Here is a 24,118-nt window from a genome sequence, read left to right as displayed (position 1 = left end):
ACCCGCCGTGCGGATAGTACAGAGAGCGCGCCCATCGGCTCTCCCTGCGGTCGCGGCACTCTTGCGTTCTGAAAGTTTTCATGCATAGAGTCGCGGGGTGAATGGAAGCGGTGCGGCCTCCCCTGACCGCCTGCTCGACCTGTTCCACGGCGTACGGCTCACCCCGACCCAGCGCCGCATCGCCCACTGCCTGGTGCGGCACGCGGGCGCGGCGGCGTACCTGTCCGCCGCCGAGGTGGCCGAGCTGGCAGGCGTCAGCCAGCCGTCGGTGACCCGGTTCGCCATGGCGCTCGGGCACGACGGCTATCCCGCGCTGCGCCGCCGCCTGCGGGAGCTGACAGTCACCGGGTCGGCCGGACCGGCCGCCGGCAACGCCCTGCAACGGGCGGTGCACGCCGAACGGGACAATCTCGACCGGCTCGCCGCGCAGCTCGCCGACGCCCGCCGGGTCGCCGAGGTGGGGAAGCTCCTCGCGGCCAGCCGTCCGCTGCCGGTGCTCGGGCTGCGCGCCGCCGCGCCGCTCGCCGCGTACTTCGCGTACTTCGCGGCCAAGGTGCACCCGGACGTGCGGGTGCTCGACGACGGCGGCAGCATGCTCGTCGACCGCCTGGACCAGGCCGTCGCGGCCGGCGCGACGGCGATGCTCGCGTTCGTGCTGCCCCGCTACCCCCGGGAGACCCTCGACGCGCTGCGCGAGGCCCGGGACGCCGGGCTGACGGTCGTGGCGATCACCGACTCGCCGGTGAGCCCGGCCACCGAGCACGCCGAGGTGGTGCTGCCCGCCGCCGTCGGCACCGACCTGGTCTTCGACCTGCACACCGCCCCGATGACGCTGGCCATGGTGGTGCTCCAGGCGATCTGCGACGCCGCACCGGCCGAGACCCAGAACCGGCTCGAGGCGTTCGAGTCGTCCGCCGCCCGCCGCCAGTTGTTCCTCGGCTGAGAGGAGTACGAGATGCACCAGCCCGTCCGCGCCGCCCGCGGCACCGCACGCACCGCGAAGGGGTGGCCGCAGGAGGCCGCCCTGCGGATGCTGATGAACAATCTCGACCCCGAGGTGGCCGAGCGCCCCGAGGATCTGGTGGTCTACGGGGGGACCGGCAAGGCGGCCCGGGACTGGCCGTCGTACCACGCGCTGGTGCGGACGCTGACCGGACTGCGCGACGACGAGACCATGCTCGTGCAGTCCGGCCGCCCGGTCGGGGTGATGCGCACCCACGAGTGGGCGCCGCGCGTGCTGCTGGCCAACTCCAACCTGGTCGGCGACTGGACCACCTGGCCGGAGTTCCGCCGCCTGGAGTCGCTGGGCCTGACCATGTACGGGCAGATGACCGCCGGTTCCTGGATCTACATCGGCACCCAGGGCATCCTCCAGGGCACGTACGAGACGTTCGCCGCGGTGGCCGAGAAGCGCTTCGGCGGCACGCTCGCCGGCACGCTGACGCTCACCGCCGGGTGCGGCGGCATGGGCGGCGCGCAGCCGCTCGCGGTAACCATGAACGGCGGCGCCTGCCTGATCGTGGACGTCGACCGGTCCCGGCTGGAGCGACGGGCGCACGACCGCTACCTCGACGAGATCGCCGACTCGCTGGACGACGCGGTCGAGCGGGCGCTCGCCGCGAAGCGGGACCGGCGGGCACGCAGCGTCGGTGTGGTCGGCAACGCCGCCACCGTCTTCCCCGAGCTGCTGCGCCGGGGCGCGGCCATCGACATCGTGACCGACCAGACGAGCGCGCACGACCCGCTGTCGTACCTGCCGGAGGGGGTGGACCCGGCCGACGCGCGGGACTACGCGGCGGCCGAGCCGACCGAGTTCACCGACCGGGCCCGGGCGTCGATGGCGAAGCACGTGGAGGCGATGGTCGGCTTCCTGGACGCGGGCGCGGAGGTCTTCGACTACGGCAACTCGATCCGGGGCGAGGCCGAACTCGGCGGATACGAGCGGGCGTTCGACTTCCCCGGGTTCGTGCCCGCGTACATCAGGCCGCTGTTCTGCGAGGGCAAGGGCCCGTTCCGCTGGGCCGCGCTCTCCGGCGACCCGAAGGACATCGCCGCCACCGACCGGGCCATCCTCGACCTGTTCCCGGAGAACGAGTCCCTCGCCCGGTGGATCCGGATGGCCGGCGAGCGGGTCGCGTTCCAGGGCCTGCCGGCGCGGATCTGCTGGCTCGGCTACGGCGAACGTGACCGCGCCGGGGTGCGGTTCAACGAGATGGTCGCCTCCGGCGAGCTGAGCGCCCCGGTGGTGATCGGCCGGGACCACCTCGACTGCGGCAGCGTGGCCAGCCCCTACCGGGAGACCGAGGCGATGGCCGACGGCTCCGACGCGATCGCCGACTGGCCGCTGCTGAACGCGCTCGTCAACACCGCCAGCGGCGCGTCCTGGGTGTCCATCCACCACGGCGGCGGCGTCGGTATCGGCCGGTCCATCCACGCCGGTCAGGTCTGCGTGGCCGACGGCAGCGCGCTGGCCGGGCAGAAGATCGAGCGGGTGCTCACGAACGACCCGGCGATGGGCGTGATCCGGCACGTGGACGCCGGCTACGACGACGCCCGCGAGGTCGCCGAGCGCACCGGCGTGCGCGTCCCGATGGCCGAGGGAGACCTGTGACCGACCTGGCGGCCCGGTTCCGGGAGCTGTGGGACGAGATCGCCCCGGTCGGGCGGGACGCCGGCAGCGGCGGCTACCTGCGCTACGCGCTGACCGAACCGGAGCGCACGCTCCGCGGCTGGTTCCGGGAGCAGGCCGACCGGCGGGGCATGCCGGTGTCCGAGGACGGCAACGGCAACCTGTTCGCCTGGTGGGGTGACCCGGCGGCCGGCGGCGCGGTGCTCACCGGCAGCCACTTCGACTCGGTGCCGCACGGCGGCGCGTACGACGGTCCGCTCGGCATCGTCAGCGCGTTCCTCGCCGTGGACGAGCTGCGGGCCACGGGCGTCACCCCGGACCGGCCGGTGGTGGTGGCCGCGTTCGTGGAGGAGGAGGGCGCGCGGTTCGGCGTACCCTGCCTGGGCTCTCGGCTGCTCACCGGCGAGATCGACGTCGACCGCGCGGCCGGGCTGCGCGACCAGGCCGGGACGACCTTCGCCGAGGCGCTCGGCGAGCGGCCGGTGGGCGCCGGCCCGGCGCTGCTCGGCCGCTTCGCGGCCTTCGTGGAACTGCACGTCGAGCAGGGCCGCGCGCTCGTCGACCTGGACGCGCCGGTCGCGGTGGCCTCAGCGATCTGGCCGCACGGCCGGTGGCGGTTCGACTTCACCGGCGAGGGCAACCACGCGGGCACGACACGGATGGCCGACCGCCGCGACCCGATGCTCACCTACGCGTTCACGGTGCTGGCGGCGAACAAGGAGGCCCGGCTGCGCGACGCGCACGCCACAGTCGGCCGGGTGTCGGTCGAGCCGAACGCCACCAACGCGATCCCGTCCCGGGTCACCGGCTGGCTGGACGCGCGGGCGGCCGAGGCGGAGACGCTGTACGGTCTGGTCGAGGCGGTACGCACCAAGGCCGCCGACCGGGCCGGCCGCGACGGGACCGCGCTGACCTGCACGCAGGAGTCGGCGACCCCACTCGTCGCGTTCGACAGCGGGCTGGCCGACCGGCTGGCCGCGCTGCTCGGCGCGCCGGTGCTGCCCACCGGCGCCGGGCACGACGCGGGTGTGCTGGCGGCGCACCTGCCCACCGCGATGCTGTTCGTGCGCAACCCGACCGGGGTGTCGCACTCCCCCGCCGAGGCGGCCACCGACGCCGACTGCGCCGCCGGGGTGGCCGCCCTGGCCCGGGTGCTGGAGGAACTGGCATGCCGCTGACCCGCTGGCTGGCCGAGTACGCCTGGCTGCCCGACCGCGCCGAGCCCACCCGGGACGTGCTGATCGAGGCGACCGACGGGCGGATCACCGCTGTCACCCCGCTGACCGTGGACGGTCCGCCGACCGCCGGGGTCGAGGTGCTCGGCGACGCGGTCCGGCTGCCCGGCCTGACGGTTCCCGGCCTGGCAAACGCCCACTCGCACGCGTTCCACCGGGCGCTGCGCGGGCGCACCCACGACGGGCGCGGCGACTTCTGGTCCTGGCGCAGCCTGATGTACGCCGTCGCGATCCGGCTCGACCCGGACTCCTACCTGGCGCTGGCCCGAGCCGTGTACGCGGAGATGGCGCTGGCCGGGATCACCTGCGTGGGCGAGTTCCACTACCTGCACCACGGTCCCGGCGGCACCCCGTACGACGACCCGAACGCCATGTCCGCCGCGCTCGTGGAGGCCGCCGCGCACGCCGGGATCCGGCTCACGCTGCTGGACACCGCGTACCTGGCCGGGGGCGTGGACGGTGCGCCGCTGGCCGGACCGCAACGCCGGTTCGGCGACGGCGACGCGCTGCGCTGGGCGGAGCGGGTGGACGCGTTCCGCCCGTCCGACGAGCACGTCCGGCTCGGCGCGGCCATCCACTCGGTGCGCGCGGTCCCGGCCGGGCAGCTCGCCACGGTGGCCGGCTGGGCCGACCGCAACGGACTGCCGCTGCATGTGCACCTGTCCGAGCAGCCGGCCGAGAACGACGCCTGCCGGGCCGTGCACGGGTGCACCCCGGCGCGGCTGTTGGCCGACCACGGCGTACTCGGCCCGCACACCACAGCCGTGCACGCCACCCACCCGACCGCCGCCGACGTGGCGCTGCTCGGCGACAGCCGCACCCGGGTCTGCGTCTGCCCCACCACCGAACGCGACCTGGCCGACGGGGTCGGCCCGGTGCGCCGGATGGCCGACGCGGGCAGCCCGCTGAGCCTGGGCAGCGACAGTCACGCCGTGGTGGACCTGTTCGAGGAGGCCCGCGCGCTGGAGATGGACGAGCGGCTGCGTACCCGGCGGCGGGGGCACTTCACGCCGGCCGAGCTGCTCGGCGCCGCCACCGTCGGCGGGCACGCCGCGCTGGGCTGGGGCGACGCCGGCCGGCTCGCCGTCGGGCAGCGGGCCGACCTGGTCACGGTACGGCTCGACAGCGCCCGCACCGCCGGGGTGCCGCCGGTCGGCGCGTTCCTCGCCGCCACCGCCGCGGACGTGACCAGCGTCGTGGTGGACGGCCGGCCCGTGGTGGACGGCGGCCGGCACCTGACCGTGGACGTACCCACCGAGCTGCGGGACGCGATCGCGGCGGTGACCGCGAAGGAGGACTCGTGACGCGCGGCAGCCTGCTCGTCGACCACATCGGCGAGCTGGTCACCAACGACGGCCGCGACGGCGACCCGCTCGGCGTCCGCCGCGACGCCGCGCTGCTCATCGAGGACGGCGAGGTGGCCTGGACCGGTCCGGCCCGGCACGCGCCGGCCGCCGACCGGCGGATCGACGCCGGTGGCGCGGCGGTGCTGCCCGGCTTCGTGGACAGCCACGCCCACCTGGTCTTCGCCGGGGACCGGGCCGCCGAGTTCGCCGCCCGGATGGCAGGCGAGCCCTACACCGGCGGCGGCATCAGGACCACTGTCGGCGCCACCCGTGCGGCCTCCGACGACGCGCTGCGCGCCACGGTGGGCAGGCTGCGCGCGGAGATGCTGCGGCAGGGCACCACCACCGTCGAGATCAAGAGCGGGTACGGCCTGAACGTCGCCGACGAGGCCCGCTCGCTGCGGATCGCCGCCGAGTTCACAGGCGACACCACGTTCCTCGGCGCGCACGTGGTCCCGGCCGAGTACGCCGACCGCCCGGACGACTACGTGGGCCTGGTGTGCGGGCCGATGCTGGCGGCCGCCGCGCCGTACGCCCGCTGGATCGACGTGTTCTGTGAGCGGGGCGCGTTCGACGCCGACCACGCCCGCGCGATCCTCGCCTGCGGGCAGGCCGCCGGTCTCGGCGTACGGCTGCACGCCAACCAGCTCGGTCCCGGGCCGGGCGTCCGGCTCGGCGTGGAGATGGGCGCGGCGAGCGTCGACCACTGCACCCACCTGACCGACGCCGACGTCGACGCGCTGGCCGGCTCGGAGACGGTCGCCACACTGCTACCAGGCGCCGAGTTCTCCACCCGGTCGCCGTACCCGGACGCCCGGCGGCTGCTCGACGCGGGCGTCACGGTCGCGCTCGCCACCGACTGCAACCCCGGGTCGTCGTACACGTCGTCGATGCCGTTCTGCGTCGCGCTCGCCGTACGCGAGATGCGGATGACCCCGGCGGAGGCGGTGTGGGCCGCGACCGCCGGCGGGGCGGCGGCGCTGCGCCGCACCGACGTGGGGCGGCTGACCCCCGGGGCGCGGGCCGACCTGATCGTCCTCGACGCCCCGTCCCACCTGCACCTGGCCTACCGGCCGGGCGTGCCACTGATCCGCCGGGTCCTGCACAACGGAGTACCGCGATGACCACCGTGACCGTCCTGTCCACCGGCGTCACCCCCGCCGACGTGCTCGCGGTGGCCCGCGGCACCGCCAAGGTCGTGCTCGACCCGGCCGCCACCGAGGCGATGGCGGCCTCCCGATCCATCGTGGACGGCATCGAGGCGGCCGGTCGCCCGGTGTACGGCGTCTCCACCGGCTTCGGCGCCCTCGCCAACACGTTCGTCGCCCCGGAGCGCCGGGCCGAGCTTCAGCACGCACTGATCCGCTCGCACGCCGCCGGGGTGGGCGCGCCGATGCCGCGCGAGGTGGTACGCGCCATGATGCTGCTGCGGGTCCGCTCGCTGGCGCTCGGCCGCTCCGGGGTCCGCCCGCTGGTCGCCGAGGCGCTCGTGGACCTGCTCAACCACGAGGTCACCCCGTGGGTGCCCGAGCACGGCTCGCTCGGCGCGTCCGGCGACCTGGCGCCGCTGGCGCACTGCGCGCTGGTCCTGCTCGGCGAGGGCTGGGTGCTCGGCCCGGCCGGTGAGCGCATCCCGGCCGCCGACGCGCTGCGCCGGGTCGGGCTGAAGCCGGTGTCACTCGCCGCCAAGGAGGGGCTGGCGCTGATCAACGGCACCGACGGCATGCTCGGCATGCTGCTGCTCGCCGTCTCCGACGCCCGGCACCTGTTCGCCATGGCGGACGTGACGGCGGCCCTGGCCATCGAGGCGATGCTCGGCTCGGAGCGGCCGTTCCTGCCCGAGCTGCACGCGATCCGCCCGCATCCCGGTCAGGCCGCGTCGGCGGCGAACATCCACCGGCTGTTGCAGGGCTCGGCGGTGATGGACTCGCACCGCGACGACCTGGCGCACGCGGTGCAGGACGCGTACTCGATGCGCTGCGCCCCGCAGGTCGCCGGAGCGGCCCGGGACACGCTCGACTTCGTCGAGGTGGTGGCCGGCCGGGAGCTGCTGTCGGTGGTGGACAACCCGGTGGTGCTGCCGGACGGGCGGGTCGAGTCGACCGGCAACTTCCACGGCGCGCCGCTCGGCTTCGCCGCCGACTACCTCGCCATCGCCGCCGCCGAGGTGGGCGCGATCGCCGAACGCCGGGTGGACCGGCTGCTGGATGTCACCCGCTCCCGGGAGCTGCCCGCGTTCCTGTCGCCGGACGCCGGGGTGAACTCCGGGCTGATGATCGCCCAGTACACCGCCGCCGGGATCGTGGCGGAGAACCGCCGGCTGGCCGCGCCCGCCTCGGTCGACTCGCTGCCCACCAGTGGCATGCAGGAGGACCACGTCTCGATGGGCTGGGCGGCCGCCAAGAAGCTGCGCACCGTGCTGGACAACCTGACCAGCCTGCTCGCGGTGGAGTTGCTGTCGGCCGTACGCGGACTCCAGCTCCGCGCGCCGCTGACGCCGTCACCGGCCGGGCGGGCGGCGCTCGACGTGCTGGGCCGCACCATCGGCGAGCCGGGACCGGACGTGTTCCTCGCGCCGCTGATGGAGGCCGCGTGCGAGGTGGTACGCGGCCCGGAGCTGCGCGCGGCGATCGAGCGGGAGATCGGCCCGCTCGCCTGAGGGGGCCGGTCCGGCGTCCGGCCGGGTGCCCGGTCGGCGCTGCGGCCGGGTGCCCGGCGGGGCCGGGTCAGGCGGCGGGTGGGAGCACCTTCGCGACCAGCTTGGCCAGCTCCCGCAGCGCCTTGCCGCGGTGGCTGACCGCGTCCTTCTCCTCGGGCGTCAGCTCCGCGTTGGTGCGCTCCTGCCCGTCGCCCAGGAAGATCGGGTCGTAGCCGAAGCCGCCGTCGCCGCGCGGCGCGCGCAGCAGCCGGCCGGACTGGCGGCCGTCGACCAGGTGCTCCTTGCCGCCGGGCAGCACCAGCGCGACGGTGCAGACGAACGCGGCGCCCCGGTGCTCGTCCGGCACGTCGGCGACCTGGTCCAGCACGAGCTGGAGGTTGGCCCGGTCGTCGCCGTGCCCCCCGGACCAGCGGGCGCTGAACACACCAGGCATGCCGTTGAGGGCGTCCACCGCCAGCCCGGAGTCGTCGGCGATGGTCGGCAGACCGGTACGCCGGCAGCCCTCCCGCGCCTTGATCAGCGCGTTCTCGCCGAACGTGAGGCCGGTCTCGGGCAGCTCCGGGTACTCCTCGACGTCGTCGAGCCCGAGCAGGGCGATCCGGTGCGCGCCGAGCGCGCCGTCCAGGATCCGCTGGAGTTCGACCAGCTTCTTCCGGTTCCGGGTGGCGAGCAGGACCTTGTTCATGACGAGAGCGCCTTCCGCTGCGCGTCGGCCAGTTCCAGGCAGCCCGCCACGCCCAGGTCGAGCAGCGCGTCGAGCTGGTCACGGGCGAAGACGCCCGCCTCACCGGTGCCCTGCACCTCGACGAAGTCGCCGGTGCCGGTGCAGACCACGTTCATGTCGACCTCGGCGGTCACGTCCTCGGCGTAGCAGAGGTCGAGCATCGGCTCGCCGCCGATCACCCCGACGCTCACCGCGGCCACCGAGCGGTGCATCACCTTCTCCACCTTGCCGGCCAGCGCCTTGCGCCCGGCGAGCCAGGTCACCGCGTCGTGCAGCGCGACGTACGCGCCGGTGATCGCGGCGGTACGGGTGCCGCCGTCGGCCTGGAGCACGTCGCAGTCCAGCACGATCGAGTTCTCGCCGAGCGCCTTGAGATCGACGCAGGCGCGCAGGCTGCGGCCGATCAGCCGGGAGATCTCGTGGGTCCGGCCGCCGACCTTGCCACGGACGCTCTCCCGGTCCGAGCGGGTGTTCGTGGCGCGGGGCAGCATCGCGTACTCGGCGGTCACCCAGCCCAGCCCGGAGCCCTTGCGCCAGCGGGGCACGCCTTCGGTGACGCTCGCCGTGCAGAGGACCCGGGTCGCGCCGAACTCGACGAGCACCGAGCCCTCCGGGTGGGTGCTCCAGCCCCGGGTCAGGGTCACCGGTCGGAGTTGGTCGGGCCGCCGCCCGTCAGGTCGCACCATGCCTGCACCCTATGCGGTGCGGTGATCGCACCGCCCGCGGGTGCCCGCCGACACGACGCGGCCGCCGCCGGGCTCAGACCTCGTAGCAGGCGCCGGGCCGGACCACGTCCAACGGCCCGGCGTACGCCCCGGCTGCCGCCTCCACCGTCTGCGACTCGCTGCCCCAGGCGGGTACGAGATGGGTGAGCAGGAGCCGTCCCACCCCCGCCTTGGTGGCCACCTCGCCGGCCTCCCGGCCGGTCAGGTGCAGATCCGGCGGGTTCTCCACGCCGTCCATGTAGCTCGCCTCGCAGAGGAACACGTCGGCGTCCTGGGCCAGGCGCAGCAGCGCCTCACAGGGCGCCGTGTCGGCGGAGTAGCAGAACACCCGGCCGCCGTGCTCCAGCCGCACCCCGTACGTCTCGACCGGGTGGTTCATCCGGTCGACCGTGACGGTGAACGGGCCGATCGGGAACGTGCCCGGCTGGAGGCCGTAGAACTGGTAGACGTCCTCCACCGAGCCCTCCTCCTGCCCGTACGCGGTGGCCAGCCGGTCGGGCGCGCCGGAGGGGGCGTACATCGGCAGGGGCGGGTACGGGCCGTCCGGCGCGTACCGGCGTACCACCACGTAGGACACGGCGTCGAACATGTGGTCGCAGTGCAGATGGGTGAGGAGGATGGCGTCGGGGGCGTGCAGCCCGACGTAGCGCTGGAGCGTGGACAGCGAGCCCACGCCGAAGTCGATCAGGAGCCGGAAGCCCTCGGCTTCCATGAGATAGGCCGAACAGGGCGATTCGGGCCCCGGGAAGCTGCCCGCGCAGCCGAGGACGGTCAGTCTCATCCGGTGGCCTCGATCTCACGATGAGTAGTCGATGCGCCGGCGGCGGCGCCGCCGATGATCTCTACCGACGCGCTCGCCACGCTGCGCAGCCTACGCGCCGCCCCGGTCGAGCAAGAATCATCTGCCGGAAGTTGTCATCAACGTGACACCCATACACGTCCGCTCCGGACGAGACCGGCGGTCCGGCCGGCGGGCACGCCACCGACCGGACCGGCCATCGGTCCGTCAGGCCCAGAGCTGACCCTCCAGGGCATCCTCCGCGTCGGCGAGGGTGCCGCCGTACGCGCCGGTCGACAGGTATTTCCAGCCGCCGTCGCAGACCACGAACGCCACGTCCGCGCGGCGGCCGTCGCGGACCGCCTCGTGCGCCACCGCGAGCGCGGCGTGCAGGATGGCCCCGGTGGAGAACCCGGCGAAGACGCCCTCCACCTCGACGAGCTGCCGGGTACGCAGCACCGCGTCCCGGGTGCCCACGGAGAAGCGGCGGGACAGCACCCCGGCGTCGTACAGCTCGGGCACGTAGCCCTCGTCGATGTTGCGCAGACCGTAGACCAGCTCGCCGTAGCGCGGCTCGGCCGCCACGATCTGGATGCCCTCGACCTTCTCCCGCAGGTAGCGCCCGGTGCCCATGAGCGTGCCGGTGGTGCCCAGCCCGGCCACGAAGTGGGTGATGCCCGGCAGGTCCTGCAACAGCTCCGGCCCGGTCGTCTCGTAGTGCGCCCGGGCGTTCGCCTCGTTGCCGTACTGGTAGAGCATCACCCAGTCCGGGTGCTCGGCGGAGATCTGCTTCGCGGTCGCGACGGCCTGGTTCGAGCCACCGGCGGCCGGCGAGAAGATGATCTCCGCGCCGTACATCCGGAGCAGTTGCACCCGCTCGGTGGAGACGTTCTCCGGCATCACGCAGACCAGCCGGTAGCCCCGCAGCTTCGCCACCATGGCCAGCGAGATGCCGGTGTTGCCGCTGGTCGGCTCCAGGATCGTGTCACCGGGGCGGAGCCGGCCGGCCTCCTCGGCCGCGCGCACCATGAACAGCGCCGCGCGGTCCTTGATGCTGCCGGTCGGGTTCCGGTCCTCCAGCTTGGCCCAGAGCCGCACCGGCGGCGCACCCTCGGGCACCGTCGGCGAGAGCCGGGGCAGCCCGACGAGCGGCGTGCCGCCGCAGGCGTCGAGCAGGCTGTCGTACCGCGCCATCGCGGGCCCCTCAGCGGGCGGCGCGCATGGAGACCGCGTGCGAGGCGATCGCCGCGGCGGCCGCGAAGCCGAACGCGCCGCCGGCGACGGCCGGCAGGATGGTCACGCTGTCGCCGTCGTTGAGCTTGGCGTCGAGCGCGCCGAGGAAGCGGACGTCCTCGTCGTTGACGTAGACGTTGACGAACCGGTGCAGCACGCCCGCGTCGGTGACCAGGCGGGCCTTCAGGCCGCCGTGCCGGGAGTCCAGGTCGGTGATCAGGTCGGCGAGCGTGTCGCCGCTGCCCTCGACGACCTTCGCGCCGCCGGTGTAGCTGCGCAGGATGGTGGGGATGCGAACCTCGATGGCCATGGTGTCTCGTGCTCCTCGTTCGGGATCGTGCCAGGTGACGGGAAAGGAAGGTGCCGGCGCTGAAGGTCAGCGGTCGGAACACTCGTAGTCGACCGTCGCCGGGCTCTGCCCGAACATGTAGGACTGGACGGCGTTCGGGTCCACGGCGGCATCCATGATCTCCACCGGTTCCTCGGTGACCACGCCGTCGACGATCCGGAAGGAGCGGATCTCCTCGGTGTCGGGCTCGCGGGTCGAGACGAGCAGGTAGTGCGCGCCCGGCTCGCCGGCGAAGGAGACGTCCGTACGCGACGGGTAGGCCTCCGTCGCGGTGTGCGAGTGGTAGATGACGACCGGTTCCTCGTCGCGGTCGTCCATCTCGCGCCACACCCGCAACTGCTCCATCGAGTCGAACTCGTAGAACGTCATGGAGCGGGCGGCGTTGTCCATCGGGATGTGCCGGGTCGGGGTGTCGCTGCCGACGGGACCGGCGACCACGCCGCACGCCTCGTCCGGGTGGTCCCGACGCGCGTGGGCGACGATCGCGTCGATGATCGACCGGTCGATGCTCAGCACGCCGCCAAGCCTAGCGCCTGGCCAGCCCGGGCGGCGAGGTGGCGACCGTCACCACTCAGTCGATCAGCGCGTTGAGCAGGGACTCCTGGAGATATCCGAGATAGGCGTAGACCGACAGTTGGAACACCCGGGACGAACCCGGGTCCGCGGCCACCGCGTCGTCGAGTTCCTCGCCCAGGTCGGTGCCGTCCTTGATCTCCAGGCGTACGCCCATCGCCAGCCGGGCGTCGTTCAGCGCGCGCAGCCACGCCTCGGCCGCCTCCGCGTCCAGCCGTACCTCACCACCGGCGTCACCGTCGGGCAGCGCGGCGAGGACGGCGCCCGCCTGGTCGATCTTGCCGGTCTTCAGGTCGCCCTCGGTGTAGCGGCGGAACTCGGCGGTGCCGGCGTCGTCGTCCGGGTAGACGTCGGGGAAGAGCCGACCGACCACGGGATCGCCGTGGTCGAAGCCGTCGGTCAGCAGGCCGACCACCTCGTTGGCGACCTTGCGCAGCACCCGGACCTCGTCGACCGCGAACGTGGCCACGTAGTGGTCGCCCCGGCGGCGGAACATGCTCATGACCTGTCCACCGTCGCCCAGAGCCCGTACGCGTGCAGTTGCGCCGCGTCGTGTTCCATCCGCTCCCGCGCGCCGCTGGAGACCACGGCCTTGCCCTTGTGGTGCACGTCCAGCATGAGCCGCTCCGCCTTCTCCCGGCTGTACCCGAAGAGCTTCTGGAACACCCAGGTCACATACGTCATCAGATTGACCGGATCGTCCCAGACGATGGTCACCCATGGCCGGTCGGAAACCGGCACCTCTTCGGTGTCCGGCGTCTCGACCGGCGCAACCTGTGGAGCCGCCATGCCCCCCATCGTGCCACCGGATCCGGGGAACCGATGAACCGGAACGGCGCGCGGGTCGTCGTCACCCGCCCGGGCCGCGTACGCGAGCCCGGGTCGCCGTGTGCCGGTGGCGTGGTCAGGCAAGCAGGATGCCGTGGTCGACCGCATCGGCGAGCACCGCGCCCAGCGAGAGACGGATCACCTCGAAGCGGCGGGACACCTCGCGGGACAGTTCGAGTTCGACCTCGCGCAGCGCGCGCTGGGCCCAGGACCGGGCGGCGTTCGGGTCGTTGTTGCCGGGCGCCCGCCAGTGCTGCCAGCAGCCGCCGTTGAGGGCGACGCCGACCGGCGGGAGCACCTCGTCACGCTGCGCGCCGGGCAGCCCGGCCAGCGCGTCCAGGGCGCCCGCGCCGGTCAGCCCGGCGACCCCGGCCGTGCTGGTCACCAGGAGCACCCGGTCCAGCTCGGGGCCGTCCGGGTGGTCGGCCAGGCCCCAGCGCACCGCGTGGGTGATCCGCCGGCGTACCCCCTCGGCCAGCGGCGCGCCGAACACCCGGGCGGCGGCCTCGTCGACCAGGCCGCGCACGGTCTCGTCGCACTGGGCGGTGGCGAGCAGCGACAGCGCCTCCAGCTCCCGGTCGAGCATCTGCGGCAGGCCGGCGCAGCCGACCCCGAAGACGATCTCCTGCACCACCCGCAGGTGGATGTTGGCCAGTTCCAGGGCGAGGTGCTGGCGGATCCGGCGGGCGCAGGCGCGGGCCTGGCGGTCGATCCGGTCGGCCAGCTCGCCCGGATCGACGCCGGCGAGCACCGGCACCCGGCCATGCGCGCCGGCCGGCACCGGCGGGCGGGCGCTGCCGCGACGCAGCACCTCGTCGGCCGCCCAGCCGACCAGCGCCCGGCGCAGCTGCGGCAGCTCGGCGCGGCGGGCCGGGAACCACCGGGCCGGGGTGAGCGCCGGCACCGCGGCCAGCAGCGCCGCGCGGTGCGCCTCGATCGAGACCGACACCGGGTCGAGCCGCCGGGTGGGCCCGGTCCGGCCGGACGCCGCCCGGTCCTGGGCCTGCGCGCCGTCGCCCGGCGTCGCCGGGCCGGTCACGCCGGGAGTGACGGCGAAGAACACCTCGACCGGGGTACGCGCCACCTCGGCGAGCAGGTGCAGCTCGGCCGCGCTGAACGCCTGGTCGGCGGAGATCACGAAGAGCAGCGCGCCGGCCCGGCCGACGGCGTCGCGCAGCACCCGGCCGCCTGCGACGCCGAGCGTGCCGGTATCAGGCGTGTCGACCACCGCGAAGTGCCGCAGCAGCGGATCGGGCAGGCTCAGTTCGACCCGGCGCGGCGGCCGGGCCAGCGCCGGACCGGCGGCGAGCGGGTCGGCGCCGTAGGCGTGCGGCTGGCGATAGCCCGGGACGTACGCGGCGCGGGTGGCGGTGGCGGCGTGCTGGACCAGCAGGTTGCTTCCCGGCGGTACGGCGAGCGTCGCGGCCTCGACCCCGAGCAGGCCGGCGATCAGCTCGCGCCGGCTGGCGCCGGCCGGACCGGCGACGACCACAGCCATCGGCTCGTCCGGACCGGGCGCGGTCACCCCGAGCCGGGTCGGCAGCGGGGCACATCCGGGGGACTCGGCCCGGCGGCGTGGGTCGGGCACGTCGACCGAAGGGAGCGAACCTGGCGTCATCAGGCGGGCCTCCCGGTCTGGCGACCGGGGTACCGATCGCGGATTCTCCCTGGTTGCAGGGACTGCCGGAAGAGTACGGGTGTCGGCCATCCGACAACCAACACATCCGGTACTCACGGGTAATGAACAGATTACTCAACTTCACTGCGTGACGGCGCGTACGCGGACGGAACACGGTCGATATGCTGCATCGATGAGTAGGTGGGAGTTCGTCGGCCGTACTGATGAACTCAACCGTCTGTTGTCGGCGGTCGGGGGGCCGGAGGGGCGCGGGTTGCTCTTCAGCGGTGACGCCGGGGTCGGCAAGAGCCGGCTGCTGCGCGAGGGGGTGGCCGCGCTCTCCCCCGAGCGGTACGCGATCTGGTCCATCGCGGCCAGCGCCACCACAGCCGCGTTGCCGTTCGGCGGGCTGGTCCAGGTGCTGCCCGCCTCGCAGCCGCAGGGCCTGTCCCCCGCCGGGATCCTGCGCTGGGCCATGGACGTGCTCCAGGAACAGGCCGCCGGCCGGCCCGTCGTGCTCGCCATCGACGACGCGCATCTGCTCGACCCGCCCTCGGCGGCGCTCGTGCACCTGGTCGCCCGCTCGGAGAACGCGTACGTCATCGGGACGCTGCGCAACGGCGAACAGGTCCCGCTGCCGATCCGCGCGCTCTGGACCGACGGCCTGGCCGACCTGGTCGAGCTGGGCCCGCTGTGCCGCAGCGAGACCACCGGGCTGCTCGCCGCCATCGTGGGCGGACCGGTCGACGCCGGCTCCTCGGAGCGTCTGTTCCAGCTCTCCGCCGGCAACCCGCTGCTGCTGCGGGAGCTGGTGCTGGCCGCCGAGGACGAGCTGAACACCAGGTACGGCATCTGGACCTGGACCGGCCGGCTGGAGCTGGCGCCCAGCCTCACCGACCTGATCGACACCCGGATCGGCCAGCTCACCCCCGGTGTCCGGGCGGTCGTCGAGCTGGTCGCCTTCGGCGAACCGCTGGGCCTGCAACTGCTGGAACGGGCGGTCGACCCGGCGGACGTGGAGACGGCCGAGGAACGCGGGCTCATCGCGCTGGTCCACGACGACCGGCGGCTCAACGTCCGCCTGGCGCACCCGCTCTACGGCGAGGTGATGCGCCGGCACTGCCCGGTCAGCCGCACCCGCCGGCTCCAGGCCACCCTCGCCGGACTGCTGGAACAGGTCGGCAAGCGCCGCCGGGACGACCTGCTGCGCGTCGCGGTGTGGCGACTCGACTCGGGTACGGCGCAGGACGTGGCCCTGCTGCTCGACGCGGCGGTGCAGGCGTTCGGCAGGTACGACGTGCCGCTGGCCACCCGGCTGGCGCGGGCCGCGCTGGAAGCCGGCGGCGGCACGGACGCGGCGGAGCTGCTCGCCACCATCCTCATGTTCGGCGACCGGCCGGACGAGGCGATCAGCGTGCTCGACCAGGTCGCCGGTGAGATCCACGACGACCGGCGGCGCAGCCGGTGGCTGACCGTCCGGGGCATGGTCAGCTACTGGGGGCTCAACCGCGAGTCCACCGTGGAGGAGATCGCCGCGCGGGGCGAGGAGCTGCGCGACCCCGCCGACCGGGCCCGCGTACGCGCGTTCGAGGCCATCATGCGGCTGCACCGGCTCGACGTCGACGTCGCGGTACGGCTGGCCCAGGAGGTGCTGGACCGGCCCGCCGCCCCGATGGCCGCCCGGGAGCTGGCCCGCTGCACGCTCGCCCACCTCCAGGCCGCGCAGGGGCAGTACCAGCTCAGCGCCAACGCGATCGCCCGCGTGCAGGCCGAGGCGGCGTGCTGGCGGGCCGACATGCCCTACCTCCAGCTCGCCATGGAACTGGCCCGGGGCACCCGGCTGACGCTCTCCGGCGACCTGCCCGGCATCGACGCGATCGTCGCCGACGAGTTCGCCGACCTGGCCGGAGCCGGCGACTTCCGGCTCGGCACCGGATACCTGGCCATCCTCCAGGCGTACGCGGCGCGGCTGCGCGGGCGCGGGGACGACGCGCTGCGGACCAGCCTGGAGGCGTGCGCGGTGCTCGCCACCAGCCGGGTGTACGCGGGTCTCGCGCACGCCGAGCGCGCCCAGGCCGCCGCGCTGCGCGGGGACGTGACGCACGCGGCCGAGGCGATGGCCGAGGCGGACCGGACCCACGCGCCCGGCATGGCCGTGCTCTATCCGTGGCTGGAACAGGCCCGGGGCGCGGTCCAGGCCGCCACCGGTGACCTGCCCGCGGCCACCAAGCACCTGTGCGCACTCGCCGACCGGCTGCGCGAGGACGGCCTGGCCGGGCACGAACTGCTCGTCCTGCTCGACCTGGTCCGGCTGGATCAGGCCGCCGCGCCGGTCGGCCCGACCTGCACCGACGGTGGCCGGCGCACCGTGGCGCAGCGCCTGGCCGAACTCTCCGAGCAGGTCGACGGCGTGCTGCCGCCGCTGGTCGCCCGCTTCGGCCGGGCCGCCGTCGACGGCTCGCCGGACGCGCTGCTGGCCGTCGCCGACGACTTCGCCGACCGGGAGCTGATCGTGTACGCGGCCGAGGCGACCGCCCTGGCGCTGCACCGGACGCGACACGTCCGGGCCGGCGCCACCGGGCCGATCCGGGAACGCCTCGCCGACCTGCTGCGCCGCTGCGACGAGATCTCCACCCCGGCGCTGCGGCTGCTGCGCCCGACGCTCAGCGACCGGGAGTGGGAGATCGCCCGCCTCGCCGCCGACGGCGTGACCAGCCGCGCCATCGCCGAGCGGCTGTTCCTGTCCACGCGCACTGTGGAGAACCACCTCCAGCGCGTCTACAGCAAGCTCGGCGTCGCCGGACGCGGCGAGTTGCGGGCCGCACTGCGGTCGATGCCGGGGCACGACGGCGCGGACCCGGGCTGAACTCTAGGCTGGAGCGGTGAGCACCCTTCGCCCCGCGCTGCTGACCGACCACTACGAGCTGACCATGGTCAGCGCGGCCCTGCGTGACGGCACAGCCGACCGACGCTGCGTCTTCGAGGTGTTCAGCCGGCGGCTGCCGGCCGGGCGCCGGTACGGCGTGGTCGCCGGGACCGGCCGGCTGATCGAGATGATCCGCGACTTCCGGTTCGACCCGGCGGAGATCGACTTCCTGCGCCGTACCGGAGTGGTGGACGACCGGGCCGCGCAGTGGCTGGCCGACTACCGGTTCACCGGCGACATCGACGGCTACGCCGAGGGCGAGCTGTTCTTCCCCGGCTCTCCGATCCTCACCGTGTCCGGCACGTTCGCCGAGTGCGTGGTGCTGGAGACGCTCGTGCTGTCAGTGCTCAACCACGACTCCGCCATCGCCGCCGCGGCGGCCCGGATGGTCACCGCGGCCCGGGGCCGGGCGCTGATCGAGATGGGCTCCCGGCGGGCGCACGAGGAGGCCGCCGTCGCAGCGGCACGGGCCGCGTACCTCGCCGGGTTCCGGTTCACCTCCAACCTGGCCGCCGGGCAGCGCTACGGCATCCCCACCGCGGGCACCGCCGCGCACGCCTTCACACTGCTGCACGACGACGAGCGGGCCGCGTTCGCCTCCCAGGTCGCCACGCTGGGCAAGGACACCACGCTGCTCGTCGACACGTACGACATCGCCCAGGGCATCCGCAACGCGATCGCGGTGGCCGGGCCGGAGCTGCGCGCGGTCCGGATCGACTCCGGCGACCTCGCGGTGATCGCCCAGCAGTCCCGCGAGCTGCTCGACTCGCTCGGCGCCACCGAGACGAAGATCATCGTCTCCGGCGACCTCGACGAGTACGCCATCGCCGCGCTCGCCGCCGAACCCGTGGACATGTACGGTGCCGGCACCGCAGTGGTGACCGGCTCCGGCGCGCCCACCGCCGGCCTGGTCTACAAGCTGGTCGAGGTGGAGGGGCGGCCGGTGGTCAAACGCTCCGAGCACAAGGCCACAATCGGCGGCCGGAAGGTCGCGGTCCGCCGGCACAAGCCGACCGGCACCGCCACCGAGGAGGTCATCGTGCCGCAGGGCGTACCGGACCGGCAGCCCAACGACCGGCTGCTCCAGCACTCGTACGTGGTGTCGGGCGAACCGGAGACGCTGCCCACGCTGGAGGAGTCCCGGGACCACCTGCGCCAGTGCCTGATCTCGATCCCGTGGGAGGGGCTCAAGCTCTCCGCCGGAGATCCCGCCGTACCGGTGACCGTCGTACCCGCGAGCTGAGGAGGAACCCGTCAGATGACGAACGCCCTGATCATCGTGGACGTGCAGAACGACTTCTGCGAGGGCGGCTCCCTCGCGGTCGGTGGCGGAGCCGGCGTGGCCGCCGGCATCTCCCGGCTGCTGGCCGCCGAGCCGGACCGGTGGGACCACGTGGTCGCGACCAAGGACTACCACGTCGACCCGGGTGCGCACTTCGGCGACCCGCCGGACTACGTCGACTCCTGGCCCCGGCACTGCGTGGTCGGCACCTCCGGTTCCGAGTTCCACCCCGAGCTGGTGACCGACCGGGTGGAGGTGATCTTCCACAAGGGCGAGCACGCGGCCGCGTACTCCGGTTTCGAAGGCCGTGGCCCCGACGGCGAGTGCCTGGCCGACTGGCTGCGCCGCCACGACGTGGACCGGGTCGACGTCGTGGGCATCGCCACCGACCACTGCGTGCGCGCGACCGCGCTGGACGCCGCCCGGGAGGGCTTCCGGACCACTGTGCTGCTGGACCTGACCGCCGCTGTCGCGCCGGACACGCTCGACGTGGCGCTGCGGGCGCTCGACGGCGCCGGGGTGACGACGGTGGGCGAGCCTGTGATCACCACCGCTTGACCCGGTAATCGCTTGCGGGTGTCGTACCCCGGCCCCAGGATGGCGCCGGAGGTACGGACCGTCGTGAACCTGAAGCCTTACCGGGAGGCGCTCGCCCTACCCGGTCTCCGATCGTTGCTGCTGGTGTCGGTGCTGGCCCGTGTGCCGCTGACCGCCACCGGGGTGACGCTCACCTTCTACGTGGTGCTCGACCTGGGCCGCGGCTACGGCGCCGCCGGCCTGGTCGGTGCCGCGTCGACCGTCGGCGCGGCGGTCGGCGCCCCGCTGCTCGGGCGGCTCATCGACCGCCGAGGGCTCCGGCCGGTGCTGGTGCTCACCACCGTCGCCGAGGCGCTGTTCTGGTCCGCCGCGCCCACGCTGCCGTATCCGGTGCTGCTGCCCGCCGCGTTCTTCGCCGGGCTGCTCGCCCTGCCGATCTTCTCGATGGTCCGCCAGTCGATCGCCGCGCTCGTGCCGGTGGAGAAGCGCCGTCCCGCGTACGCGCTGGACTCGATGGCCGTGGAGTTGTCGTTCATGGTCGGCCCGGCGCTCGCCGTGGCACTGGCCACCGCCGTCACGCCGCGCCTGACGCTCTGGGCGGTCGGCGCCGGCATCGTCGCCTCGGGCATCTGCTTCTGGCTGCTCGACCCGCCGATCCGGGCCGCCGACGAGCCGGCCGGGCCCCCGCGCCCGGTGCACCGCCGAGAGTGGCTCAGCCCGCGCCTGCTCGCCGTCCTGGCGGTCAGCCTCGCCGCCACGCTGGTGCTCGGCGGCACCGACGTCGCGGTGGTCGCCGTGCTCCGCTCCGGTGGCGAGGTCGGCTGGACCGGTGCCGTGCTGGCCGCCTGGGCGGTCGCCTCGCTGGCAGGTGGCTTCGCCTACGGCGCGGTACGCCGCTCCTTCTCCCCGCTGGCGCTGATGGCCGCGCTGAGCCTCACCACCATCCCGGTCGGGCTGGGCGGGTCGCACTGGTGGCTGCTCTGCCTGGCGCTGATCCCGGCCGGTGCGCTCTGCGCGCCCACCATCGCGTCCACCTCCGACGCGGTCAGCCGACTGGCCCCACCCTCCGTCCGGGGGCTGGCGATGGGCCTGCACGGCTCCGCCGTCACGGTCGGCATCGCGCTCGGCGCGCCGCTGGCCGGCGCGGTGATCGACGCCTCCGCGCCCGTGTGGGGCTTCGTGGTCACCGGTGCGATCGGCGCGCTGGTGGCGCTCGCGGTGCTCCCGATCGAGCTGCGCCACCGCCGCGCCCAACTCCCCACCCCGGCCCCGGACCCCGACGTGGCCCTCGCCTCCCGCTAGCCCTCGCCCCCCCCGCCCGCGCCTTCCACCCACCCACCCACCCACCCGGCGTGATCAACTCCCCGAGGCGGGGCCGCAGCCAGTACGGGGAAGTGGCTGCATCCACGCACCCCGGACACCACCACTCCCCCGAACCGGCTTCGCGTGACGGTACGGGGCGGGAGGGAAAAGGGCGGGCGCCGCGCCCCTGTGAGGGAGTGCGGCGCCCGGCCTTGGACTACTGCGTCAGCGCTGGTCGAGGTTGCCTGTGGTGTCCTCCTGGTAGCTGGCGCCACCGTTTACCTCGCTGGTCAGCGGCTTCGCGCCACCCTCGGGCGGACCGGCCAGGCTCTGCCCGGCGGCCAGCTCGGGGAACTTCGCGTCGAACGCCGGCCGCTCGGAGCGGATGCGCGGCATGCGGTCGAAGTTGCGCAGCGGCGGCGGGGAGCTGGTGGCCCATTCGAGCGAGTTGCCGTGGCCCCACGGGTCGTCGACCTCGACGACCGGGCCGGTCTTGTACGACTTCCAGCAGTTCCAGATGAACGGCAGCGTCGAGATACCGGTGATGAACGCGCCGATCGTGGAGATCGTGTTCAGCGTGGTGAAGCCGTCGGCGGCCTGGTAGTCGGCGTACCGGCGCGGCATGCCCTCGTTGCCCAGCCAGTGCTGCACCAGGAACGTGGTGTGGAAGCCGATCATGGTCAGCCAGAAGTGGATCTTGCCGAGTCGCTCGTCGAGCATCCGGCCGAACATCTTCGGGAACCAGAAGTAGATGCCGGCGAACACGGCGAACACGATGGTGCCGAAGAGCACGTAGTGGAAGTGCGCCACCACGAAGTACGAGTCGTGCAGGTGGAAGTCGAGCGGCGGGCTCGCGAGCAGCACACCGGTGAGACCACCGAAGAGGAAGGTCACCAGGAAGCCGATCGAGAACAGCATCGGCGTCTCGAAGGTGATCTGGCCCCGCCACATGGTGCCGATCCAGTTGAAGAACTTCATACCGGTGGGCACGGCGATCAGGTAGCTCAGGAAGCTGAAGAACGGCAGCAGCACCTGGCCGGTGGCGAACATGTGGTGCGCCCAGACGCTCATCGACAGGGCGGCGATGGCGATGGTGGCGGCCACCAGGCCCTTGTAGCCGAAGATCGGCTTCCGGGAGAACACCGGGATGATCTCGCTGATGATGCCGAAGAACGGCAGCGCGATGATGTAGACCTCGGGGTGACCGAAGAACCAGAACAGGTGCTGCCACAGCATCGGGCCGCCGGTCGCCGGGTCGTACACGTGGGCGCCCATCAGGCGGTCCGCGGCGAGCGCGAACAGCGCGGCGGCCAGCAGCGGGAAGACCAGGATCGCCAGCAGGCTGGTGACCAGCATGTTCCACGTGAAGATCGGCATCCGGAACATGGTCATGCCGGGCGCGCGCAGGGTGAGGATCGTGGTGATCAGGTTGACCGCGCCGAGGATCGTGCCCAGACCGGAGATGGCCAGGCCGACGACCCACATGTTCGCGCCCACGCCCGGGGCGTGGTCGGCGGTGCTCAGCGGCGTGTACGCGGTCCAGCCGAAGTCGGCCGCGCCGCCCGGGGCGATGAAGCCCGCGGTGGCGAGCGTCCCGCCGAACAGGTAGAGCCAGTAGGCGAAGGCGTTGAGCCGGGGGAACGACACGTCCGGCGCGCCGATCTGCAGCGGCACCACGTAGTTCGCGAAGGCGAACACGATCGGCGTCGCGAAGAACAGCAGCATGATCGTGCCGTGCATCGTGAAGAGCTGGTTGTACTGCTCGGGCGACAGGAACTGCAGGCCCGGTCGCGCGAGTTCGGCGCGCATGATCAGGGCCATCAGGCCACCGATCATGAAGAACACGAACGCGGTGACCATGTACATGATCCCGATCTGCTTCGCGTCCGTGGTGCGCAGCAGCCGCGCGATGGCCGACCCCTTGACCGGCTCCCGGACCGGCCAGGGCCGGGTCACGACCGGCTTGGGTGCGACGGTGGTCACGAGTGGCCTCCGGTTCTGGTTGTCCCGCTCGGCGCGCTGGTCATCGGCGCAGCCGTCATCCGCAAGGAGGATAGTCCCCGGTAGGTGGCCCCGCCGCGTGGGGTGGGCGGCTACGATCTCCCGCCCGTCAGAGCGGGCCGGTCAGGAGCCGGTAGTGCTCCCGGAAGATCCGCCCGCCGCGTCCGCGCAGCAACGGGTCGCGCAACGCCGGCGGCACGTCGCGGGTGCGGTTGCGGTCCCGGGTCCGGTCCCGCACCCAGCGGGTACGAGGGCGGCGGCGACTCTCGTACGCGAGCAGCGCGGCCTCGACGCTACCGGCGGCCCGCAGCGACTCGGCGAGCACGACGGCGTCCTCCAGCGCCATCGCGGCACCCTGGGACAGCGTCGGCGCGGTGGCGTGAGCGGCATCACCGACGAGCAGCACCCGGCCGTGGAACCAGCGTCCCAGCTCGACCTCCTCGGTGCGTTCCACGGACACGGTCTCCAGCGCGGCCAGCACCTCGGGCACCGGTCCGCCGTACGAGCCGAACAGCTCGTGCAGGCGGGCGAGCGGGTCGGCGGGCAGGTCGGTGCCGGCCTCGTCGGCGTAGCAGTAGAGCCGTCCGGCACCGAGCGGCACGACCAGGAACCCGGCCCGCTGGCCGAGCAGGGCGGTCCAGTCCGCGATGCGGGGGCCGCCGCGCACCAGGGCGCGGTAGACCACCTGCCCGGCGGGGCGTGGCGGTCCGCCGAGCGCGGCGAGCGTCCGTACCGCCGAGCGGGGCCCGTCGGCGCCGACGACCAGGTCGTACTCGCCGCTGGTGCCGTCGGTGAAGCCGACGGCGACCCGGCCGGGCAGCAGGTCGACGGTGCTGACCTCGGCGCCGTGGCGCACCGCGCCGCCGGCGCCGGTGAGCAGCACCCGGTGCAGTTCGGCCCGGGGCAGCGCCCGGCACTCGCCCACGCCGGCCCAGAGCGCGTCGAGGTCGACCTCGCACAGCGGCGCTCCGGCGGCGTCGAGGAAGCGCTGCCGGTGGATCACCTGGCCGAGCGGGCGCAGCGGCCCGTCGAGGTCGAGCCGGCGCATCGCCCGGGCGGCGTTGCCGGGCAGGTAGAGGCCGGAGTCGATCGACTCGGTGGGTGGCAGCCGCTCGGTGACGTCGGGCCGGAACCCCGCCAGGCGCAGCGCCCGGGCCACGGCGAGGCCGGCGATGCCCGCGCCGACGACGAGGATGCGCAGGGGGGAACCACCCATCACGGGGTACGCCTCCGGAGGGGGATCGGAACGCGTTGGAGGCAAGACATTACTCGCCGCAACCAGGTGGCGGAAGTGCCCATGCGCCCTGGCGCACGCCGCCGGTCGGCGGCGCACCCCGTCCCAGCGGCAGGAATCCCGCCTCCATCTGGGGGAA

At 73.8% G+C, this 24,118-nt stretch carries 21 protein-coding genes; 10 read left to right on the top strand and 11 right to left on the bottom strand.

The annotated features are described in order from the left end of the window. Nucleotides 1-97: 97 nt before the first annotated feature. From O7622_RS09905 to hutH, 6 genes are read left to right on the top strand one after another with little or no spacing between them, the layout of a single operon-like run. Nucleotides 98-943 (top strand): MurR/RpiR family transcriptional regulator, encoded by an 846-nt coding sequence (locus tag O7622_RS09905; RefSeq protein WP_282313048.1) that lies wholly within the window; start codon nt 98-100, stop codon nt 941-943. 12 nt (nt 944-955) lie between these two features. Beyond that, nucleotides 956-2,611: a urocanate hydratase gene (gene hutU / locus O7622_RS09900; RefSeq protein ID WP_282313047.1), complete on the top strand. Its 1,656-nt coding sequence runs from the start codon at nt 956-958 to the stop codon at nt 2,609-2,611. Further along, nucleotides 2,608-3,807: an allantoate amidohydrolase gene (locus tag O7622_RS09895; RefSeq protein ID WP_282313046.1), complete on the top strand. Its 1,200-nt coding sequence runs from the start codon at nt 2,608-2,610 to the stop codon at nt 3,805-3,807. Before hutU ends, O7622_RS09895 begins: the two co-directional genes overlap by 4 nt. Then, nucleotides 3,804-5,168 carry a formimidoylglutamate deiminase gene (locus tag O7622_RS09890; RefSeq protein ID WP_282314098.1) on the top strand — a complete coding sequence of 455 codons (1,365 nt, stop codon included), beginning with the start codon at nt 3,804-3,806 and terminating at the stop codon, nt 5,166-5,168. Before O7622_RS09895 ends, O7622_RS09890 begins: the two co-directional genes overlap by 4 nt. Further along, nucleotides 5,165-6,334, top strand: coding sequence for an imidazolonepropionase (hutI, locus tag O7622_RS09885; protein WP_282313045.1), 1,170 nt, complete (start codon nt 5,165-5,167; stop codon nt 6,332-6,334). Before O7622_RS09890 ends, hutI begins: the two co-directional genes overlap by 4 nt. Continuing rightward, nucleotides 6,331-7,869, top strand: a complete 1,539-nt coding sequence (gene hutH, locus O7622_RS09880) for a histidine ammonia-lyase (protein WP_282313044.1) — start codon at nt 6,331-6,333, stop codon at nt 7,867-7,869. Before hutI ends, hutH begins: the two co-directional genes overlap by 4 nt. Nucleotides 7,870-7,936: 67 nt before the next feature. Here the strand turns inward: hutH and rdgB are convergent, their stop codons facing one another. The 9 genes from rdgB to O7622_RS09835 form a co-directional block, all read right to left on the bottom strand. After that, complete coding sequence (gene rdgB / locus O7622_RS09875) at nt 7,937-8,554, bottom strand: RdgB/HAM1 family non-canonical purine NTP pyrophosphatase (RefSeq protein WP_013284362.1); 618 nt, start codon at nt 8,552-8,554, stop codon at nt 7,937-7,939. Further along, complete coding sequence (rph, locus tag O7622_RS09870; protein ID WP_282313043.1) at nt 8,551-9,279, bottom strand: ribonuclease PH; 729 nt, start codon at nt 9,277-9,279, stop codon at nt 8,551-8,553. The genes rdgB and rph overlap by 4 nt, the downstream gene beginning before the upstream one ends. A 73-nt stretch (nt 9,280-9,352) precedes the next feature. Beyond that, nucleotides 9,353-10,099: an MBL fold metallo-hydrolase gene (locus tag O7622_RS09865; RefSeq protein WP_282313042.1), complete on the bottom strand. Its 747-nt coding sequence runs from the start codon at nt 10,097-10,099 to the stop codon at nt 9,353-9,355. Nucleotides 10,100-10,324: 225 nt separating this feature from the next. Then, nucleotides 10,325-11,290, bottom strand: coding sequence for a pyridoxal-phosphate dependent enzyme (locus O7622_RS09860; protein WP_282313041.1), 966 nt, complete (start codon nt 11,288-11,290; stop codon nt 10,325-10,327). A 10-nt stretch (nt 11,291-11,300) separates the two neighbouring features. Then, nucleotides 11,301-11,639 carry a MoaD family protein gene (locus O7622_RS09855; protein ID WP_282313040.1) on the bottom strand — a complete coding sequence of 113 codons (339 nt, stop codon included), beginning with the start codon at nt 11,637-11,639 and terminating at the stop codon, nt 11,301-11,303. A 66-nt stretch (nt 11,640-11,705) separates the two neighbouring features. After that, a complete protein-coding gene (locus O7622_RS09850) occupies nt 11,706-12,194 on the bottom strand; it encodes a M67 family metallopeptidase (protein WP_282313039.1) in 489 nt (162 codons plus the stop codon). A 55-nt stretch (nt 12,195-12,249) separates the two neighbouring features. After that, nucleotides 12,250-12,753, bottom strand: coding sequence for a DUF2017 domain-containing protein (locus tag O7622_RS09845; RefSeq protein WP_013284356.1), 504 nt, complete (start codon nt 12,751-12,753; stop codon nt 12,250-12,252). Further along, a complete protein-coding gene (gene clpS / locus O7622_RS09840) occupies nt 12,750-13,040 on the bottom strand; it encodes an ATP-dependent Clp protease adapter ClpS (RefSeq protein WP_018786685.1) in 291 nt (96 codons plus the stop codon). Before clpS ends, O7622_RS09845 begins: the two co-directional genes overlap by 4 nt. 115 nt (nt 13,041-13,155) lie before the next feature. After that, nucleotides 13,156-14,667: a hypothetical protein gene (locus tag O7622_RS09835; protein ID WP_282313038.1), complete on the bottom strand. Its 1,512-nt coding sequence runs from the start codon at nt 14,665-14,667 to the stop codon at nt 13,156-13,158. 223 nt (nt 14,668-14,890) lie between these two features. On the opposite strand from O7622_RS09835, the gene O7622_RS09830 reads away from it, so the two are divergent. The 4 genes from O7622_RS09830 to O7622_RS09815 are packed head-to-tail and all read left to right on the top strand — an operon-like array spanning nt 14,891 to nt 20,744. Beyond that, nucleotides 14,891-17,563, top strand: a complete 2,673-nt coding sequence (locus O7622_RS09830; RefSeq protein WP_282313037.1) for a LuxR family transcriptional regulator — start codon at nt 14,891-14,893, stop codon at nt 17,561-17,563. Nucleotides 17,564-17,579: 16 nt separating this feature from the next. Then, entirely contained in the window at nt 17,580-18,866 is a 1,287-nt protein-coding gene (locus O7622_RS09825) for a nicotinate phosphoribosyltransferase (protein ID WP_282313036.1), read from the top strand. Nucleotides 18,867-18,881: 15 nt separating this feature from the next. Continuing rightward, a complete protein-coding gene (locus tag O7622_RS09820; protein WP_282313035.1) occupies nt 18,882-19,463 on the top strand; it encodes an isochorismatase family protein in 582 nt (193 codons plus the stop codon). Between the two features lie 39 nt (nt 19,464-19,502). After that, nucleotides 19,503-20,744 carry an MFS transporter gene (locus O7622_RS09815; protein WP_282313034.1) on the top strand — a complete coding sequence of 414 codons (1,242 nt, stop codon included), beginning with the start codon at nt 19,503-19,505 and terminating at the stop codon, nt 20,742-20,744. A 225-nt stretch (nt 20,745-20,969) separates the two neighbouring features. Here the strand turns inward: O7622_RS09815 and ctaD are convergent, their stop codons facing one another. Further along, nucleotides 20,970-22,727: a cytochrome c oxidase subunit I gene (ctaD, locus tag O7622_RS09810; RefSeq protein ID WP_282313033.1), complete on the bottom strand. Its 1,758-nt coding sequence runs from the start codon at nt 22,725-22,727 to the stop codon at nt 20,970-20,972. Between the two features lie 127 nt (nt 22,728-22,854). Next, entirely contained in the window at nt 22,855-23,961 is a 1,107-nt protein-coding gene (locus tag O7622_RS09805) for an FAD-dependent monooxygenase (RefSeq protein ID WP_282313032.1), read from the bottom strand. Between the last annotated feature and the right edge of the window lie 157 nt (nt 23,962-24,118).

Source organism: Micromonospora sp. WMMD1076 (assembly GCF_029581475.1).
Lineage (GTDB): Bacteria > Actinomycetota > Actinomycetes > Mycobacteriales > Micromonosporaceae > Micromonospora > Micromonospora aurantiaca.
This window is presented reverse-complemented; position numbering and strand designations above follow the sequence as displayed.

Bases quoted from the DNA above. Each gene is read 5' to 3' on its own strand.
- O7622_RS09830 (WP_282313037.1), top strand. From the start codon at position 14,891: ATGAGTAGGTGGGAGTTCGTCGGCCGTACTGATGAACTCAACCGTCTG.
- rdgB (WP_013284362.1), bottom strand. From the start codon at position 8,554: ATGAACAAGGTCCTGCTCGCCACCCGGAACCGGAAGAAGCTGGTCGAA.
- O7622_RS09820 (WP_282313035.1), top strand. From the start codon at position 18,882: ATGACGAACGCCCTGATCATCGTGGACGTGCAGAACGACTTCTGCGAG.
- hutH (WP_282313044.1), top strand. From the start codon at position 6,331: ATGACCACCGTGACCGTCCTGTCCACCGGCGTCACCCCCGCCGACGTG.
- O7622_RS09865 (WP_282313042.1), bottom strand. From the start codon at position 10,099: ATGAGACTGACCGTCCTCGGCTGCGCGGGCAGCTTCCCGGGGCCCGAA.
- O7622_RS09855 (WP_282313040.1), bottom strand. From the start codon at position 11,639: ATGGCCATCGAGGTTCGCATCCCCACCATCCTGCGCAGCTACACCGGC.
- hutU (WP_282313047.1), top strand. From the start codon at position 956: ATGCACCAGCCCGTCCGCGCCGCCCGCGGCACCGCACGCACCGCGAAG.
- rph (WP_282313043.1), bottom strand. From the start codon at position 9,279: ATGGTGCGACCTGACGGGCGGCGGCCCGACCAACTCCGACCGGTGACC.
- O7622_RS09805 (WP_282313032.1), bottom strand. From the start codon at position 23,961: ATGGGTGGTTCCCCCCTGCGCATCCTCGTCGTCGGCGCGGGCATCGCC.
- O7622_RS09860 (WP_282313041.1), bottom strand. From the start codon at position 11,290: ATGGCGCGGTACGACAGCCTGCTCGACGCCTGCGGCGGCACGCCGCTC.
- O7622_RS09845 (WP_013284356.1), bottom strand. From the start codon at position 12,753: ATGAGCATGTTCCGCCGCCGGGGCGACCACTACGTGGCCACGTTCGCG.
- O7622_RS09815 (WP_282313034.1), top strand. From the start codon at position 19,503: ATGGCGCCGGAGGTACGGACCGTCGTGAACCTGAAGCCTTACCGGGAG.
- clpS (WP_018786685.1), bottom strand. From the start codon at position 13,040: ATGGCGGCTCCACAGGTTGCGCCGGTCGAGACGCCGGACACCGAAGAG.